17 protein-coding genes are annotated in these 14,323 nt (G+C 69.1%); 8 read left to right on the forward strand and 9 right to left on the reverse strand.

The features are described from left to right. Positions 1-41 precede the first annotated feature (41 nt). On the forward strand, positions 42-722 hold the full coding sequence (locus tag QQY66_RS01475; RefSeq protein ID WP_301977189.1) for a carbon-nitrogen hydrolase family protein: 681 nt from the start codon (positions 42-44) through the stop codon (positions 720-722). Positions 723-811: 89 nt separating this feature from the next. Here the strand turns inward: QQY66_RS01475 and QQY66_RS01480 are convergent, their stop codons facing one another. After that, entirely contained in the window at positions 812-1,156 is a 345-nt protein-coding gene (locus tag QQY66_RS01480) for a DUF2637 domain-containing protein (protein ID WP_301977190.1), read from the reverse strand. A 696-nt stretch (positions 1,157-1,852) separates the two neighbouring features. On the opposite strand from QQY66_RS01480, the gene QQY66_RS01485 reads away from it, so the two are divergent. Beyond that, positions 1,853-2,851, forward strand: a complete 999-nt coding sequence (locus QQY66_RS01485; RefSeq protein ID WP_301977191.1) for an RNA polymerase subunit sigma-70 — start codon at positions 1,853-1,855, stop codon at positions 2,849-2,851. A gap of 285 nt (positions 2,852-3,136) precedes the next feature. Then, a complete protein-coding gene (locus tag QQY66_RS01490) occupies positions 3,137-3,694 on the forward strand; it encodes an alpha/beta hydrolase (RefSeq protein ID WP_301977192.1) in 558 nt (185 codons plus the stop codon). Positions 3,695-3,751: 57 nt separating this feature from the next. On the opposite strand, the gene QQY66_RS01495 is transcribed toward QQY66_RS01490, so the two are convergent. Continuing rightward, positions 3,752-4,861, reverse strand: coding sequence for a serine hydrolase (locus QQY66_RS01495; RefSeq protein WP_301977194.1), 1,110 nt, complete (start codon positions 4,859-4,861; stop codon positions 3,752-3,754). Between the two features lie 372 nt (positions 4,862-5,233). Between QQY66_RS01495 and QQY66_RS01500 the strand changes: the two genes are divergently transcribed. Beyond that, on the forward strand, positions 5,234-5,620 hold the full coding sequence (locus tag QQY66_RS01500; protein WP_301977195.1) for a nitroreductase family protein: 387 nt from the start codon (positions 5,234-5,236) through the stop codon (positions 5,618-5,620). Between the two features lie 161 nt (positions 5,621-5,781). On the opposite strand, the gene QQY66_RS01505 is transcribed toward QQY66_RS01500, so the two are convergent. The 6 genes from QQY66_RS01505 to QQY66_RS01530 all read right to left on the reverse strand — a co-directional run bounded on the left by QQY66_RS01505 (position 5,782) and on the right by QQY66_RS01530 (position 8,958). After that, positions 5,782-6,576, reverse strand: coding sequence for a MerR family transcriptional regulator (locus QQY66_RS01505; RefSeq protein ID WP_301977196.1), 795 nt, complete (start codon positions 6,574-6,576; stop codon positions 5,782-5,784). Positions 6,577-6,599: 23 nt separating this feature from the next. Then, positions 6,600-7,451: an alpha/beta fold hydrolase gene (locus QQY66_RS01510; RefSeq protein ID WP_301977197.1), complete on the reverse strand. Its 852-nt coding sequence runs from the start codon at positions 7,449-7,451 to the stop codon at positions 6,600-6,602. Between the two features lie 91 nt (positions 7,452-7,542). Continuing rightward, positions 7,543-7,761 (reverse strand): hypothetical protein, encoded by a 219-nt coding sequence (locus QQY66_RS01515; RefSeq protein ID WP_301977198.1) that lies wholly within the window; start codon positions 7,759-7,761, stop codon positions 7,543-7,545. Positions 7,762-7,801: 40 nt separating this feature from the next. Then, positions 7,802-8,044, reverse strand: coding sequence for a hypothetical protein (locus QQY66_RS01520; protein WP_301977199.1), 243 nt, complete (start codon positions 8,042-8,044; stop codon positions 7,802-7,804). Continuing rightward, complete coding sequence (locus QQY66_RS01525; RefSeq protein WP_301977200.1) at positions 8,041-8,337, reverse strand: hypothetical protein; 297 nt, start codon at positions 8,335-8,337, stop codon at positions 8,041-8,043. Before QQY66_RS01525 ends, QQY66_RS01520 begins: the two co-directional genes overlap by 4 nt. 12 nt (positions 8,338-8,349) lie before the next feature. Continuing rightward, a complete protein-coding gene (locus QQY66_RS01530; RefSeq protein ID WP_301977201.1) occupies positions 8,350-8,958 on the reverse strand; it encodes a TetR/AcrR family transcriptional regulator in 609 nt (202 codons plus the stop codon). 88 nt (positions 8,959-9,046) lie between these two features. Here QQY66_RS01530 and QQY66_RS01535 point away from each other — a divergent pair, with 88 nt between their 5' ends. After that, complete coding sequence (locus tag QQY66_RS01535) at positions 9,047-9,976, forward strand: aldo/keto reductase (RefSeq protein ID WP_301977202.1); 930 nt, start codon at positions 9,047-9,049, stop codon at positions 9,974-9,976. Positions 9,977-10,741: 765 nt separating this feature from the next. Beyond that, positions 10,742-11,398 (forward strand): GDSL-type esterase/lipase family protein, encoded by a 657-nt coding sequence (locus QQY66_RS01540; RefSeq protein ID WP_301977203.1) that lies wholly within the window; start codon positions 10,742-10,744, stop codon positions 11,396-11,398. 17 nt (positions 11,399-11,415) lie between these two features. On the opposite strand, the gene QQY66_RS01545 is transcribed toward QQY66_RS01540, so the two are convergent. Then, positions 11,416-12,084, reverse strand: coding sequence for a TetR/AcrR family transcriptional regulator (locus QQY66_RS01545; protein ID WP_301977204.1), 669 nt, complete (start codon positions 12,082-12,084; stop codon positions 11,416-11,418). Between the two features lie 140 nt (positions 12,085-12,224). On the opposite strand from QQY66_RS01545, the gene QQY66_RS01550 reads away from it, so the two are divergent. Further along, a complete protein-coding gene (locus tag QQY66_RS01550) occupies positions 12,225-13,343 on the forward strand; it encodes an NAD(P)/FAD-dependent oxidoreductase (protein WP_301977205.1) in 1,119 nt (372 codons plus the stop codon). Between the two features lie 295 nt (positions 13,344-13,638). Then, positions 13,639-14,250, forward strand: coding sequence for a GPP34 family phosphoprotein (locus QQY66_RS01555; protein WP_301977206.1), 612 nt, complete (start codon positions 13,639-13,641; stop codon positions 14,248-14,250). Positions 14,251-14,323: the final 73 nt, after the last annotated feature.

A 14,323-nucleotide genomic window follows, 5' to 3' on the forward strand; every position in this document is an offset into this window, starting at 1 on the left:
ATCGCACGATCCGAAGAGGGGAGTTCGGGGTGGAGCAGTCGTTGAGCATCGCGGTGGCGCAGCCGAGGTGCATTGCTTTCGACGTGACGTCCAACGCGGTGGCCCACGCGGAGGCCGTTCGGGCGGCGGAAGCGCGGGTGGTGGTCTTCCCCGAGATGTCGCTGACGGGATACGAGCTGGACGCGGAGCTGGTCGTTCCGGACGATGAACGGCTGGCTCCGATCGTTGCCGCGTGCGCCGAGACCGGGACGCTTGCCCTGGCCGGCGCGCCTGTGCCGGGTCCGCGCATCGGCATCCTGGCTGTGGACGGAGACGGCGTGCGGGTGGCTTATGGGAAGGTGTGCCTGCATGGCAGCGAGGCTGCTTACTTTGTGCCTGGGGATCCCGCTGTGATCGAAGTGGACGGGTGGCGGCTCGGGCTCGCCGTCTGCCGCGACACTGGTGTCCCAGAGCACGCCGCGAAGACGGCTGCGCTGGGCATCGACGGGTATGTGGCTGGGGTTGTCCACGCCGATTACGAGGCTGAGGTCCTCGGCGAGCGAGCCCGACGGGTCGCAGCCGACCACGGTGTGTGGGTCGCCACGGCGGCCTTCGCCGGTCCGACCGGTGGCGGCTTCGACCGCACGTCCGGCCGTTCGGGCATCTGGTCCGCCGACGGGGAACTGGTCGCGGAGGCGAGCGCCGCCCCCGATGAGATTGCGCGGGCGGTTTTCGTCAAGTGAGTCCGAGCCGGAGCGTGGGGGCCGCGACTGGCAGATGACAGAGGGAGCTTGCGCTCAACTGTCGTGTGCTGTCAGTGCTGTCAGTGCTGTCAGTGCTGTTGATCGTGGCAGTGACTTTCCGCGGGCAGAGAGACCGCGATCCCCAGCAGAAACGCCGACCACACCGCGCCTCGCGCCCGGCGTGCGCGGACCCCGGAGAGCTTCAGCACGCCAACCGTGGCCGGCAGCAAGAGCCCGTCCACGGACAGCGGCCACAACGACGACGCACTGACCTCATCCGCCCCACCCTGCAGGGCGAACTCCCGCTGGTGCACGTACGAGGCATACGCGGCGACCCCGGCCACGACCAGAGCACACAGAGACCGAATCCACGCGTCGAGGTCGAAGCCCCGACACCCGCCCGCCCCCTGCGGCGACTCGGTGACATCACTCATCGAACCCACCGCCCGACACCGTGCCCCAGTACACAACGCGGGCACACTTCCACGGGAACTCCCGGGAACTCCCAGGTAGAAGCGGGAAGCACCCAGACACGACAAAGGGCCCCGACCAGGACATAAGGCCAGGTCAGAGCCCTAATGGCAGACGAGTCGAGCTGTACGCCGGGTTCTGTATGCAGACGGGCGTCTGGTAGTGAACAGCCACCGCGCAGCATGAGGCCGTGCCCTGAAAGCGAGCATCAGACCAGCCCGGCGACTCGGCTCGTCAAGCGCCGCCGGGCGCAGTTGATGGCTCTCGATCCATGTGAGCCCTCCGAGGTCCAGTCGGTGGCGGGCGTGAGTGACGGCGACGTAGGCGAGCCGACCGAGAGCGCCCGCGCACGGTCGGCCGACCGCTGATAGGCCAGGACGAGCCACGCTTCAGCACGTCGACCGGCGCATGACCCGGACACAGGGGCACTTCGCCGACATCGGAGTCGGCCCCCGGAATCCACCCGCCCCACACACGGACGCGGAACATGCGCCGCGTCGGACCTCGGACCAAGATCCGGACCACCCGGACCATTCCCGGGCCATCGACCCGCCAGCCGCATCAAACGCCCAGCCATGCCGACCGACCCCTGTGATGAGTTTTCGCGTCCGCACCCGTCACACCTACGACGGGACACGACGAGGCGGAAGGATGACGTGATGAGTGCGGACACGCGGCTGGAGGAGTTGGGCGTGAGCGGGCTGGGCGAGGTCGACGAGCCGGCGTTCTCGGAGCTGGCGGAGCGGCACCGGCGGGAGCTGCACGTGCACTGCTACCGGATGCTCGGGTCGTTCGATGATGCCGAGGACACCGTGCAGGAGACGTTCCTGCGTGCCTGGCGGCGGAGGGAGACCTTCGAAGGGCGGTCGACGTTCCGGGCCTGGCTGTACCGGATCGCCACCAACGCCTGCCTGGACCTGCTCGCCAAGTGCCGCCCGGAGCCTGCGACCGGCGGCGAGGTGCTGTGGCTGCAGCCCTACCCGGACCGGCTGCTCGACGAGCTGCCCGCGGGCGACGCGGACGAGCCGGAGGCCGTCGCCGTCGCGCGGGAGACGATCGAGCTGGCGTACCTGGTCGCGGTCCAGCACCTCGCACCACGCCCGCGGGCCGTGCTGATCCTGCGGGATGTTCTCGGCTGGCCGGCGAAGGACGTCGCGGAAGCCCTCGGGGACTCCGTCAACTCCGTGAACAGCGCGCTGCAACGGGCCCGCGCCGGCATGCGGGAGCACCTGCCCGCCGACCGGCAGGACTGGACCGGCGGCGAACAGGACGCCGTCACGCGCGAGCTGGTACGCCGCTATACCGACGCCAGCGTGGCCACGGACGTCTCGGCGCTCGCCTCGATGCTGCGGGACGACGTCCGCTGCTCGATGCCGCCCACGCCGGGCCTGCACGTCGGCCGCGACACGGTGGTGAACAACTGGGTCGAGGACGGATTCGAGGGCATGAAGGGCCTGCGCGCCATCCTCACCTCCGTGAACCGGCAGCCCGCCGCCGCCTTCTACCTCTGGCAGAAACAGGAGGGCGCCTATCTGCCACTGACGATCGACGTCCTGCGCGTCACCGGCGGGGCGATCACCGAGATCGTCACGTTCCACGACGACCAGTTCCCGCGGCTCGGGCTGCCCGAGCGCCTGCCGGCGGACGGCACGGAGTAGTCCCGGTGTGGACGCTCGCGCTGCGCGGTGGTGCGCGTGTCGCGGTCGTCGCGGCGGAGAGGTACGACGCGTTCGGCGTCGTCACCCGTGGGCGGGTGCAACTGGAGCCGCGCGACGGCGAGCCCGGCCCCGCGTGGGACAGGGTGTCTCGCCAGGCGGTGCTACGGATTCGTACGGTTCCGTCCTGCAGAAAAACTTGGCCGGTGACCGATGAGCCCGGGGCGCACGTGCGGTCTACCTGCGAGAGGGCAACCAGCCCGGGACAACGACATTGGAAACGACGCTATGAGGGAGACCGACGGTCCTGTGCAGCGAAACGTCATCATCTTCCATGGAACGGGCGCGAACCCTGAGGTCTGCTGGTATCCGTGGCTGGGCCGACGACTGGCCGAGCGCGGGTACGCCGTCCAGATTCCGCACTATCCCGACCTGAACGAAGAGCCCATTGCCACGTTCCTGCCGAAGGTGCTGGCCAACCATGTCTTCGATGAGCGCACGGTGTTGGTAGGTCACTCGGGAGGCGCCGCGCTGCTGCTCGCGGTCCTTGAGCACATCGACGTGACGGTGTCCCAGGGTGTCCTCGTGGCCGGCTATGCCACACAGCCCAACGCCCGAGACGAACCCGTCCTGCAGACGGGCTACGACTGGGCGGCGATCAAGGCCCATGTTCGCGACCTGTACTTCATCAATTCCCGCCATGACCCGTACGGCTGCGACGACAGGCAGGGGCGCTCATTGTTCGAGCGGCTGGGAGGCACACAGATCGTCCGCGATGACGGGCACTTCGGCGACTACGACCAGCCGTATGAGACCTTCGAGTTGCTCGACAGACTCATCGGCTGATCGTAACGGCTTCCGGCAACGGCTGGTTGATCGTCGCGGCAGCTCAGGGCAGGAGAATCACTTTTGGCACAATGCGTTCTCCACCAGGTTGTGAGCGACTTTCTCCTGCCCGACCTCGTTCTCCAGTGAGTCGCTGAGCTGGGTGGACATCGCTATTACCACGCTGCGCCGGCCGTCACCCATGACTCCGTTTCGCGTCTTGTAGCCGATCTGGTCGCCGCCATGGCTCCAGAACCTCCCGCCGCAGGACAGCGGGCGGGAGAGGAGGCCGAGGCCGTAACGGGCGCCCGGCAGGATCTGGTTGGTCTCCTCGTCCACGGGGACGGTCTGCTCCATCTGCTTCTGCTGCTCAGGACGCAGTAGCTTGCCGGCGAGCAGGGCTCGGAAGAAGCGGTCGAGGTCGGCGGTGGTGGAGATGAGGCCGCCGGACGCATCCGCGTCGATCACTTCGGTGACGTCCACCAGCGGACCACCGGACGGGAAGCGTTGGTAGCCGCGCAGATGCGGGTGAGGCAGGGAGGGGGAAGTGCCCGGCCAGATGGTGTGGTCGAGGTGGAGCGGGCGGATGATCCGATCGTTGACTTCCTCGTACCACGGACGGCCGGTCACCTTCTGGACGACCATGCCCAGGACGGCGTAACCCGTGTTGGAGTAGCTCCATCCCCGGCCCGGTTCGAACACCGGCTTGTGCCGCATGGCCAGGGCCACGATCTCCTCGGGCGTGCGGATCTCATAACGTTTCGCGTAGTACTCCTCGACGGAGTCATACCCGGGGTAACTCTCGTCGGAGATGCCGCTGGTGTGCTGGAGGAGCTGCCGGACGGTGATCTTGTCGCCCCGATTGCCGTTGCCCTGCACCACGCCGGGGAGCCAGCGTTCTACGGTGTCGTCCAGCCCGAGTCTGCCCTCCCCCACCAGTTGCAGCACGACCGTGGCCACGAACGTCTTGTTGTTGCTGCCGATCCGGAAAGAGGACCCGGGTGCGACCGGGCGGTTGGTCTCGATGTCGGACACGCCGCTGCTCGCGGTCAGAGTCCTGCCACCCGGGCCCGTCACCCGCGCCTGGACACCCGTGACCCCGAACGCACGGATCTCGTCGGTGTCGCGTTGCAGCGCGGACTTGCCGTAGCGCGGTTGCTGCGGGTCCTGTCCCGGCGGCCCCGCCATGGCCGGAACTGTGGCCAGGCTTGCCGCCGCGGCCAGCACCACTGCTCCTGTCACAAGCTTTGAACTCATATGCATGCTCAAAGCTTTGACGGCACGGAAGGCTACGGCCATCCGGCTGTCCCCCGGCTCTGAGGTGGGGCCAGCCCGAGGCATCCACGCACGGAACATGTTTCCCGTGAGATCCATGAGATGCATTCACCGGAGTGCCATGAGTCTCCAAATGGCAGGATTCACCGACATGGAGTTTTACGAGGTGGTCCGCCGTCGGCGCATGGTCCGGCACTACTCCGAGAAGCCGCTGGCCCCAGAGGTAATCGAGTGGATCCTCGCTTCTGGCCATCCGTGCCCACCCGTGTCGAAAAATCGCCGACCATGCAGCATGCTCCGCTGGTCGTCGTACCGCTGGCCCACAAGGCGGCCTATCTCGAACGCTACGCCGAGGCGGACAAGGGGTGGGAAGATCGCGCAGAAGCTCGCTGGCCCGCGCCGTACTGGTACATCGACACCGGGATGGCCTCCCTGCTCATGCTGCTGACCGCTGTTGACGAGGGCCTCGGCGCGTGCTTCTTCGGCATCATGCCCCAACAACCCAAGGACTTCCGGGCCGAGTTCGCGATACCCGACGAGTACGACCCCATCGGCGCGATCACGGTCGGCTACCGCGCCGACGACCTGCCCACGCAGAGTCCTCGTGTCGAAGAACGCCGACGTGGCTCGGGTGAGGTCGTCCACCGTGGTCACTGGGGCCGACACGTCTGAACCTGTCCCGAGACGGTCGCTTGAAGGTGACGAACGAGGTGAGCCTGCCTGCCGGGAAGTGTTCGTCGAAGAGTCGCGCTTCCGTGATGAGTGATGAGTGATGAGTGATGCGCGGCATCAGCGCCGAATCCGTCGTCGGCACCGTATCGACGTCGTCTTTGCTACTGCGTTCCCGTCGGCCCCCGTGACCTGTCCACGCGCTCAAGCTTCGTCCAGCCGGTCCAGCCGCGCTTTCTCAGCAGCTCGATCAGTCGACGGGCCGGCGGTGCGGTGTTGAAGGCCAGTGTGTCCATCAGCCTCACGAAGGGCGGCTCGATGTCGGTGTCGTCGACGTAGTCCTCGCCGTACTCGTCGGCCATCCGCGTGAGGTGGGCGGCCAGTTGGTCGGCCAGTTCGACCAGCCGTGGGTCGTCGTCCGTCCAGTCGAAGGCCCGGCCCAGGGTGAGATAGAAGTCGATCAGGTGGGCGTCGGCGATCTGCTCCCGCTTGCGTGCCGTCCACTCCGGGACGCGTTCCGGTGAGTGCGCGGCCAGCGGGATCCAGCCGTCGCGTTCGACCTGGACGATCCGCTCGTCGACGCCGAGCGCTCGCAGCCGGTCGAGGAACTCGACCACCCCCGGGGGCAGTACCAGGTTGTCGCCGGCGGCGAGGCGGGCGATCCGATCGCGGTGCTGCTGCCGCTCGCGGATCTCCGCCCGCAGTCGTTCGTCGATCTCCGCGACGGCCGCGGCGAACTCCTCCGCGTCGGCCTGGAGCAGCTCCCGCACGCGTGCCAGCGGAACCCCGGCCTCGGCGAGCGTCCGGATCTTGATCAGCTCGACCAGGGCGCCGGCGTCGTACCTCCGATAGCCGGAGTGGTCGCGCTCCGGCTCGGGCAGCAGGCCCTTGGCGTGATAGTGCCGCACCGCGCGGACCGTCACTCCGGTGTACGACGCCAACTCGCCGATGGTGAGCATGGGACCAGTCTCCTCGGAGCTGTTCAGGACGCCGCCCTGCGGGCCGGTCGGTGTGCTCTCCGGATGATGTCCGCGATGTCCGGGGCGTGGGTGAAGACCAGCCGGTGGCCGGTGTCGAGCCAGGACGTGGAGACGTGCGGCCGCTCGTGAACGAGCCGCTCGACGCCGGCACGCCAGAGCCGGTTGTGCCGCGGCGCACGCCCTTCGGTGCTGTCGCCGGCTATCGCGGTCGACATGATCATGGTGATGGGGCGGTCGATCTTCCGGTACCGGTCGAGGATTCCGGACCGCACCTCGTCGATCTCGAGGTTCAGGGCCAGGATGTCCTGGGCGGTGAGCGAGACCTGATGTGCGGTGCCCTTTGCCCGCTCGGACCTTTGCGCCTGGTCCTGCGCCATCGCACGGAAATCCGCCAGGTCCACGTCGGTGATGAACGGTTCCGGCAACGGGTTCGCCCCGTCGATGAGGACGAGCCCGGCGACGGCGTCAGGGCACTCGGCGGCAAAGTGCACCGCCAGATCCGCGCCCAGCGAGTAACCCACGAGCACGGGCGGCGAGGGCAGGTCACGGCGTTCCAGCTCCGCCAGCACGGCGACGAGGTCGCTGAGAAACGCGTCGAAGGTGTACCGGTCGGCGGCAGAGGCGAGGCCGTGGCCCCTCAGGTCGAAGGTCGTCACGTCGTGGTCGCGTCGAAGGAGTTCGGTCAGTTCGCGCAGGTCGGCCTGTGTCGAGTTCAGTCCAGGGCACAGGACCAGCGGACGTCCTCGGCCGCCGCGGGACATCGGGATCCTGACGCCGTCATGGTGGACCGTGTAGTGCCGCATCGTCCCGTCGCTTCTCTCGTTCCGCTCCGCGTCGTCTCCGGTCGTGGTCATGCCGCCATGCTCTGAGGTTGCCCCTGCGTCAGGGGCAAGCGTCACGGCGAACACTTCCGCACGCCTCCCGCACGGGCGGCGGCCGGCTGTCCTACGACCGCTCCGACGGCCTCGACTTCACCGGGACGGCCGGGATGCCCCTGCGCAGCAGTCGACTGTCCATGGCGCCGGGGACCTCCGGGCGGTGGTCCGGGTTGTTCGGTCGCGGCTCGGATGTGGGGAACCGGGCGGCGGCCAGCCACAGTTGGGCCGCGAGAGCGGGGTTCGCGGCGATCCGGGCGACCACTGCGCGTGCCTCTGTCCAGTGCACGGCCTCGGGGGACTTCGGGCCGTGGGTGCGGATGCCGAGTTCAGGTCGAGCAGTGGCTGCTGGGGAAGCCGGTAGGACCCGGTCGTGGCACGGGGCGCGTTCGCCGTTGGATCCGCGCGCCTGCCCGTACGTCCACGCCGCTCACGGCCGCCGCGCCCACGACGGACACTGTCAGGTCCGCCCATGTAGCCCTCGGCAGCCGGGTGCCCTGCAGGGTCGAGATCAAGGCCTGCCAGACCGGCTGGGTCGCGACCAGAGCGGTCGCCATGGGCACGTTCGTCATGCGCGTGCTGGACACGAACATGGCGAAGCGGACGGCCGACGCCGTAGCGGCGAGACGGCCGAAGAAGACCGCGCGCGCTGCTCCGTGCGGACGAGGAAACGCTCTTTGCGGAAGAACTTCCGCACCTCGCGCCGAGGGATCAGCATGAACGCCGGTCCCAGGGTGAGCAGTCCCAGCGCGTTGCGCGCGAACGGGGGGCCGGCGGCGTACGGCGTCAATGGCCCGATGACGGAGAACGTCACCACCGCCACCAGCACGGCGGCGACGGAGACGGCATCGAGCTTTGCGCGCATGGCGCGGAGCGACTACCTCGGCGTCAGCGCATCCATGACCAGGTCGATCAGCCGTTCCGTCCGTGCCGAGGTGTCGCCGGTGGTGCCGGCCAGGAAGATCCCCAGCAGCATGACGGTGACGTCCTCCGGTTCGACGTCGGGGCGGAGGGAGCCGTCTTCGGCTCCGCGGGCGAGGATCGTGGCGATGGCGGAGGTGATGCGTTCCCGGGTGGCCGGTGTGGCGATCCGGCCGGAGGCCCAGGCGGCGCGGAGGGTGTCGGCCATGCCGCGCTTGGTGGCGATGAAGGCGGCGTAGCGCACCATCCACGCTCGGAGCGCCGCATCCGGCGGTAGTTCCTGGAGCAGGGCAGGTGCGCTCCCGGTGACGTCGTCGAGTTCTGCGGCGTAGACGGCCTCGACCAGTGCCTCGCGGGTCGGGAAGTGGCGGTACAGCGTGCCGATGCCGACGCCGGCCTCGCGGGCGATGCCTTCGAGTACGACGGTGCCGTCGCCGGAGGCGAACGCGGCGCGGGCGACTTGGATGAGCTTGTCGCGGTTGCGGAGCGCGTCCGCGCGGGGGGTGCGGGCGCTGCGCGGCTTCCCGGGGCCGCCTTCTGGGGGCGTCGGGTCGGCGGGCTGCATAGCGGAGGTTCCTCCGGTTAGGGTGCTACTGTCGATGAAGCGGAGGTTCCTCCGCTTCCCTTATCGTCTCACGAGGACGGAATCTCCCATGTCGGGAAACAACACTCGTTCCTCTCAGCTCACGGCCAACGGCGCCCCGCGCGCGGGAGGGGCCGGGACGATCGCCGACCGTATGGTCTCCCGCATCGGATACGGCGCCATGCAGCTGGAGCGCTTGCACGCGGACCGCGACGCCGCGATCGCCCTTCTGCGCCGCGCGCTCGAGCTCGGCGTCGACCACGTCGACACCGCCCAGTTCTACGGCGACGGTTTCGTCAACGGGCTCATACGCGACGCGTTCCGCCCCGAGGACGGCGTGGTGGTCGTCAGCAAGGTCGGCGCCGATCCCCATCCGGGCGGCACCATTCCGTTGCGCCCCGCGCAGCGGCCCGAGCAGCTGCGGGCGAGCGTCGAGGACAACCTCAAGACCCTCGGCCTCGACCGGATCCCGGTGGTGAACCTTCGTCGCATGGACACCCGCCCGGGTCTGCTGGCCGAAGGCGACCAAGTGGTCGACCTGGACGACCAGCTCGCCGTGATGACCGCGCTGCGGGACGAGGGCAAGATCGGTGCGATCGGCCTGAGCAACGTCACCCCGCACCGACTGCGCCAGGCCCTTCCCGCCGGCATCGCCTGCGTGCAGAACGCCTACAGCCTGGTGTCACGCGGCGAGGAGGAGATGCTCCGGCTCTGCCGCGACGAGCGGATCGCCTGGGTGCCGTACTTCCCGCTGGGCGGTGCCTTCCCCGGCTGGCCGAGCGTGACCGACGATCCTGCCGTCATCGCCGCCGCGCGAGCCCGTGGCTGCACCCCCGCGCAGATCGGCCTCGCCTGGCTGCTCCACCACTCGCCGAACTTGCTGCTCATCCCGGGCACCGCGGACGCCGGGCACCTGGAGGCGAACATCGCCACCCAAGCCATCGAGCTCGATGCCGCCACACTGGCCACGCTGGACGCCGCCGGGTCGCCGTCCACGTGATGGCGTAAAGGCACTGGCTCCACGGGTAGTTGATGTCACGTCAGCCACTCAGGGAACCGCACGCCCCGCTCTGCCGACTCGGTCCGGAGTCGACGCATGCGGTTGACAGGTGGGGATGCGAGGTCTGGAAGATTGCCGGTCCACATGTGCGCCGTGACGCCGAGCGTGGGAAGGGTCCGGCTGAACTCCGGTGCACCTGCCCGTACTTGCGCCTGTTGCGAAGGATGAGGTCGATGAAGGTCAGAGCCTGGCACACCTCCTGGGCGCAGTCCCAGCAAGGCCTGGCGGAGGAACCCCTCAGGAATCAGACCGTGCGCACCATCGCCCGGCTCAGTCAGGGCGGGACAGCGGTGCGGATCCGCGTACAGAACCAGTTCGGCCAAGAGCGCCTCGACATCGCGTACGCGTCCGTCGCCGTCTCCCGGGACGGCGGGCCCGCCGTGCGAACGGGCACCACCCGCGAGCTGACCTTCTCAGGGAGCGAGCAGGTCGGCGTGCCCGTGGGCGGCGAGGTGTGGAGTGATCCTGTACGGCTGCCGACCGAGGCACAGTCCGATCTTGCCGTGAGCCTGCATGTGCCCGGCACGATCCGCCCCGGTGTGCACGGTGCGGCATGGCGCGACAACTACCTGACTCCGGCGAACTCCGGCGAACTCCGGCGATCACACGATCGATTCCGACGGAGCCGCCTTCACCGTCACCACCCCGTCCACCTACCTGGTCAGCGCCGTCGACGTCCGCAGCCCACGGATACGCGGCACCATCGTGGCGTACGGCAGTTCGGTCGTCGACGGAGCGGGCAACACCGACTGCGGCCCGGCCTGCACGCCGGACGGGACCGACCAACGCTGGACGGATTTCCTGGCCCGCCGGATCGTCCGCGAGCTTCCCGCCGACCGTCAGCTCGCCATCGCCAACGCCGGCATCAACGGCACTCCCAGCGCACCGGACTGCCCCGGCACCTCCGACGTGTACGAGGGCCTGGATGCGGCGGCCCGCCTCGACCGCGATGTGCTCTCCCGCCACGGTGTCACCGGCGTGATCTTCTTCTACGGCACCAACGACCTGCAGAACCGCTGCACGTCCGAGCAGATCCTCGACAGCTACCGCGGGGTCTTCAGCCGGCTGCACGCGGCGGGCGTGAAGGTGTACGTCGTGCCCAGCACCCCTCGCCCCGGATACACGGACCAGATGAACCGGTACCGGTGGGACATCGGCACATGGGCGGGCCATCAGGGCGACTGCGGCGGCGCATGCGACGGGGTCATCGACTTCGATCAGGTCATCAAGGACCCGGTCGCGCCGAACAGCATCAGCGCGAAGTACGACGTGGGCGACGGCGTGCACGTCAACATCGCCGGACACCGGGCCGAAGCCGAGACGATCTCGCTGCGCAGGCTGCTGTCCTCTGTGGGCAGGTGAGCCGACTCGGCCGACGGCTACTGAAGAGCAGCAATTCCGCTGAGGATGAGGTCGATGCCGGCGAGGAACTCTGTTCGGTCGTCATGGTCGCGGAGTCGGTCGGCGACGTTACGGGTGAACGCGTACTCGTCGGGATCGAGGTCTGCCCATACGGCCGCGGCGGTGTTGAGGAACTCGGCCCGGTTCGTGTCCGGCACTGCGCGGGCGTTGGCCGCGTTCTGTTCGCCCACTCCGAGGATGTAGTGCAGTAGCGCGGACACGGCGGTGAACTGAGCGTCGTCGGGTACTCCGAGTGCTTGGACCTGGCGCCCGAGGTGCTCGAAGATCCGCAGCATCGGTGACTGCCCAGGGGCGCGGGCGAGTTGAGTGCCGATCCATGGGTGGGCGTCGATCGCGTCGAACACACCGAGCGCGAGGGCGCGGATCGCCTCCTGCGGCGATGCGTCGGCGGTGCCGGTGGTCATGGCACCGCCGACGACGGCATCGGTCGCGGCACTGAGGAGTTCATCCTTGCCCGCGACATGCCAGTAGATCGCACCGGGCCCGGTGGCGAGGCACTGGGCCAGCGCGCGGAACGTGAGTCCGCCCTCGCCCGCCGTGTCGAGAAGCCCGATCGCAGCCTCGACGATGCGCTCCCGGGAGAGCGGTTCCCCTCGTCGCTCTGGATTGCGCGTCCTGGTTGCCATGCAGGCATCCTGGCACACGTCTGGAATGGCGTTCCAGCTTGACATATGTGGAACGCCGTTCCAGGCTTGCGTTGGAACGCCGTTCCAGAGAGGACAGCCGGGTGCCCACCCGGGCCGACTCCGACACGCAAGGAACCACCATGACCACTGACGTCACGATCATCGGCGCGGGGCTCGGAGGACTGACCCTCGCCCGCGTCCTCCACGTCCACGGCATCCCGGCGACGATCTACGAGGCGGAGATCTCGGCGAGCGCCCGCACACAGGGCGGCCAGCTCGACATCCACGACTACAACGGGCAGCTCGCCCTCAAGGCCGCAGGCCTGTTCGAGGAGTTCCTCGGCCTCGTCCACCAAGGCGGGGAGGCGTCGCGCGTGCTCGACAAGGACGGAAACGTGCTCCTCGACGAGCCGGACGACGGTACGGGCGGGCGTCCGGAGGTCCTCCGCGGCGACCTGCGGCGCCTTCTGCTCGACTCGCTGCCGGCCGACACGATCAAGTGGGGGCGCAAAGCCACCGCGGTCCGCCCGCGCCTCGACGGCCGGCACGAAGTGACGTTCGCGGACGGGACGATCGTAGAAACCGGTCTTCTGGTCGGTGCGGACGGGGCGTGGTCGCGGATCCGTCCGCTGCTGTCCGAGGCACAACCCGAGTACGTCGGCATCTCCCTCATCGAGACGTACCTGTTCGACGCCGACACCCGGCACCCGGCCGGCGCGAAGGCTGTCGGCGGCGGCTCGCTGTTCGCGCTCGCGCCGGGCAAGGGGATCCAGGCTCACCGGGAGAGCGGCGGGACCCTCCACACCTACGTGGCGCTCTCCAAGTCCCAGGACTGGTTCGCCGGCATCGATTTCACCGATTCAGCCGCGGCCACCGCACGAATAGCGCGGGAGTTCGCGGACTGGTCACCGGAGCTCACCGCACTGATCACCGACGGTGAGACCGCGCCGGTCCTGCGCACCGTCAACGCCCTGCCGATCGGGCACCGGTGGGATCGGGTGCCGGGAGCGACCCTGCTCGGCGACGCCGCCCACCTCATGCCTCCGTCCGGCGAGGGCGCCAACCTGGCCATGTACGACGGCGCCGAACTCGGCAGGGCCATCGCCGCGCATCCCGACGATGTCGAGGCCGCGCTCACCGAATACGAGCAGGCCCTGTTCCCCCGCGGCGCCACGGCCGCCACCGAAGCCACCCGCATCCACGAGCTCTGCTACGGCGCCAACGCACCCCACAGCCTCGTCGACTTCTTCACCGGCTGAGTACGAGCAGTCGGTCCGGCCGCCGCACCGTCGGCGGCGCTCTGAGCCCGGCTCGGGTGCCGCTGGTCCCGCCCCGGGTCGGCATCGCACTACCGGCACTGGCCTCCGATGTGGCGGCAGCGCTGGTCTCCGCGGTCCTGTTCGGGGCGAGTGGCCGCCGCCGTGCTGCGCGTCGGCTCCCCGCACCACACTGTGGTGGTACGGCAATCCGCCCCGGTACGATCACCCATCACCCGCCCGGCGGACGACACCGCAGCCGCGGAACACCGACGCCTCCGACAGGGAGTCCGACACCATGACCACAGCACAGGACCTGCTCATCGTCACCCTGGACTCCGCCGCCGACCGCCCCGCCGAGCAGGGCGACGTCTCGCTGGCGCTCGCCGGAGCCGAACTGCTCGACCTCGCCGACGCCCGGGCCGTCACCCTGGACGGCGACCACATCGTCCCCGGCCCGCAACACGACCTGGGGGAGCGCCTGTTGAACGAGGCGGTGTCGGCCCTCGTACGGCAGGCACCGTACGAGTCCGTCGAGGAGTGGCTGTGGCGCCGGGGCCGCGGCCTGCACGCCGCGTATCTCGCCGCCCTGGAGACGGAAGGAGACGTCACCCGGCCACGCCGTCGCTGGAGCCCCCTCCGCAGCGAACGAACAGCAGTGGCAGTGCCCGACTCGCCGGCTCGGAGTCACGCGGCCGAGCGCTGGGCATCGGGCGAGCCCGTCCTCGCCGGTCTCGCGACCGCCGTCGGGATCCGCGACGAGCCGTCCGAAGACCTCGCGGACCTCACCGACGACGCGGTCATCACCGTATTGGCGGCCGTGAGCGACGCCGTGACGGAGCTGGCGGCCGTACGGCAGCGGCGAAGCATCGAAGACGCGGCCTTCGACAACATCTGGCGGGGGCCGTGACCGGCCCGACGATCATCGGTAGACGTCGGCCGTGAACATCAAGTCCCGGCCCTGGACATCGATACTCCGACTG

This window comes from Streptomyces sp. DG2A-72 (assembly GCF_030499575.1).
Taxonomy (GTDB): Bacteria; Actinomycetota; Actinomycetes; order Streptomycetales; family Streptomycetaceae; genus Streptomyces.

Bases quoted from the DNA above. Each gene is read 5' to 3' on its own strand.
- QQY66_RS01550 (WP_301977205.1), top strand. From the start codon at position 12,225: ATGACCACTGACGTCACGATCATCGGCGCGGGGCTCGGAGGACTGACC.
- QQY66_RS01510 (WP_301977197.1), bottom strand. From the start codon at position 7,451: ATGACCACGACCGGAGACGACGCGGAGCGGAACGAGAGAAGCGACGGG.
- QQY66_RS01500 (WP_301977195.1), top strand. From the start codon at position 5,234: ATGCAGCATGCTCCGCTGGTCGTCGTACCGCTGGCCCACAAGGCGGCC.
- QQY66_RS01495 (WP_301977194.1), bottom strand. From the start codon at position 4,861: ATGGCGGGGCCGCCGGGACAGGACCCGCAGCAACCGCGCTACGGCAAG.
- QQY66_RS01530 (WP_301977201.1), bottom strand. From the start codon at position 8,958: ATGCAGCCCGCCGACCCGACGCCCCCAGAAGGCGGCCCCGGGAAGCCG.
- QQY66_RS01520 (WP_301977199.1), bottom strand. From the start codon at position 8,044: ATGACGAACGTGCCCATGGCGACCGCTCTGGTCGCGACCCAGCCGGTC.
- QQY66_RS01555 (WP_301977206.1), top strand. From the start codon at position 13,639: ATGACCACAGCACAGGACCTGCTCATCGTCACCCTGGACTCCGCCGCC.
- QQY66_RS01505 (WP_301977196.1), bottom strand. From the start codon at position 6,576: ATGCTCACCATCGGCGAGTTGGCGTCGTACACCGGAGTGACGGTCCGC.
- QQY66_RS01490 (WP_301977192.1), top strand. From the start codon at position 3,137: ATGAGGGAGACCGACGGTCCTGTGCAGCGAAACGTCATCATCTTCCAT.
- QQY66_RS01480 (WP_301977190.1), bottom strand. From the start codon at position 1,156: ATGAGTGATGTCACCGAGTCGCCGCAGGGGGCGGGCGGGTGTCGGGGC.
- QQY66_RS01525 (WP_301977200.1), bottom strand. From the start codon at position 8,337: ATGCGCGCAAAGCTCGATGCCGTCTCCGTCGCCGCCGTGCTGGTGGCG.
- QQY66_RS01545 (WP_301977204.1), bottom strand. From the start codon at position 12,084: ATGGCAACCAGGACGCGCAATCCAGAGCGACGAGGGGAACCGCTCTCC.
- QQY66_RS01535 (WP_301977202.1), top strand. From the start codon at position 9,047: ATGTCGGGAAACAACACTCGTTCCTCTCAGCTCACGGCCAACGGCGCC.
- QQY66_RS01485 (WP_301977191.1), top strand. From the start codon at position 1,853: ATGAGTGCGGACACGCGGCTGGAGGAGTTGGGCGTGAGCGGGCTGGGC.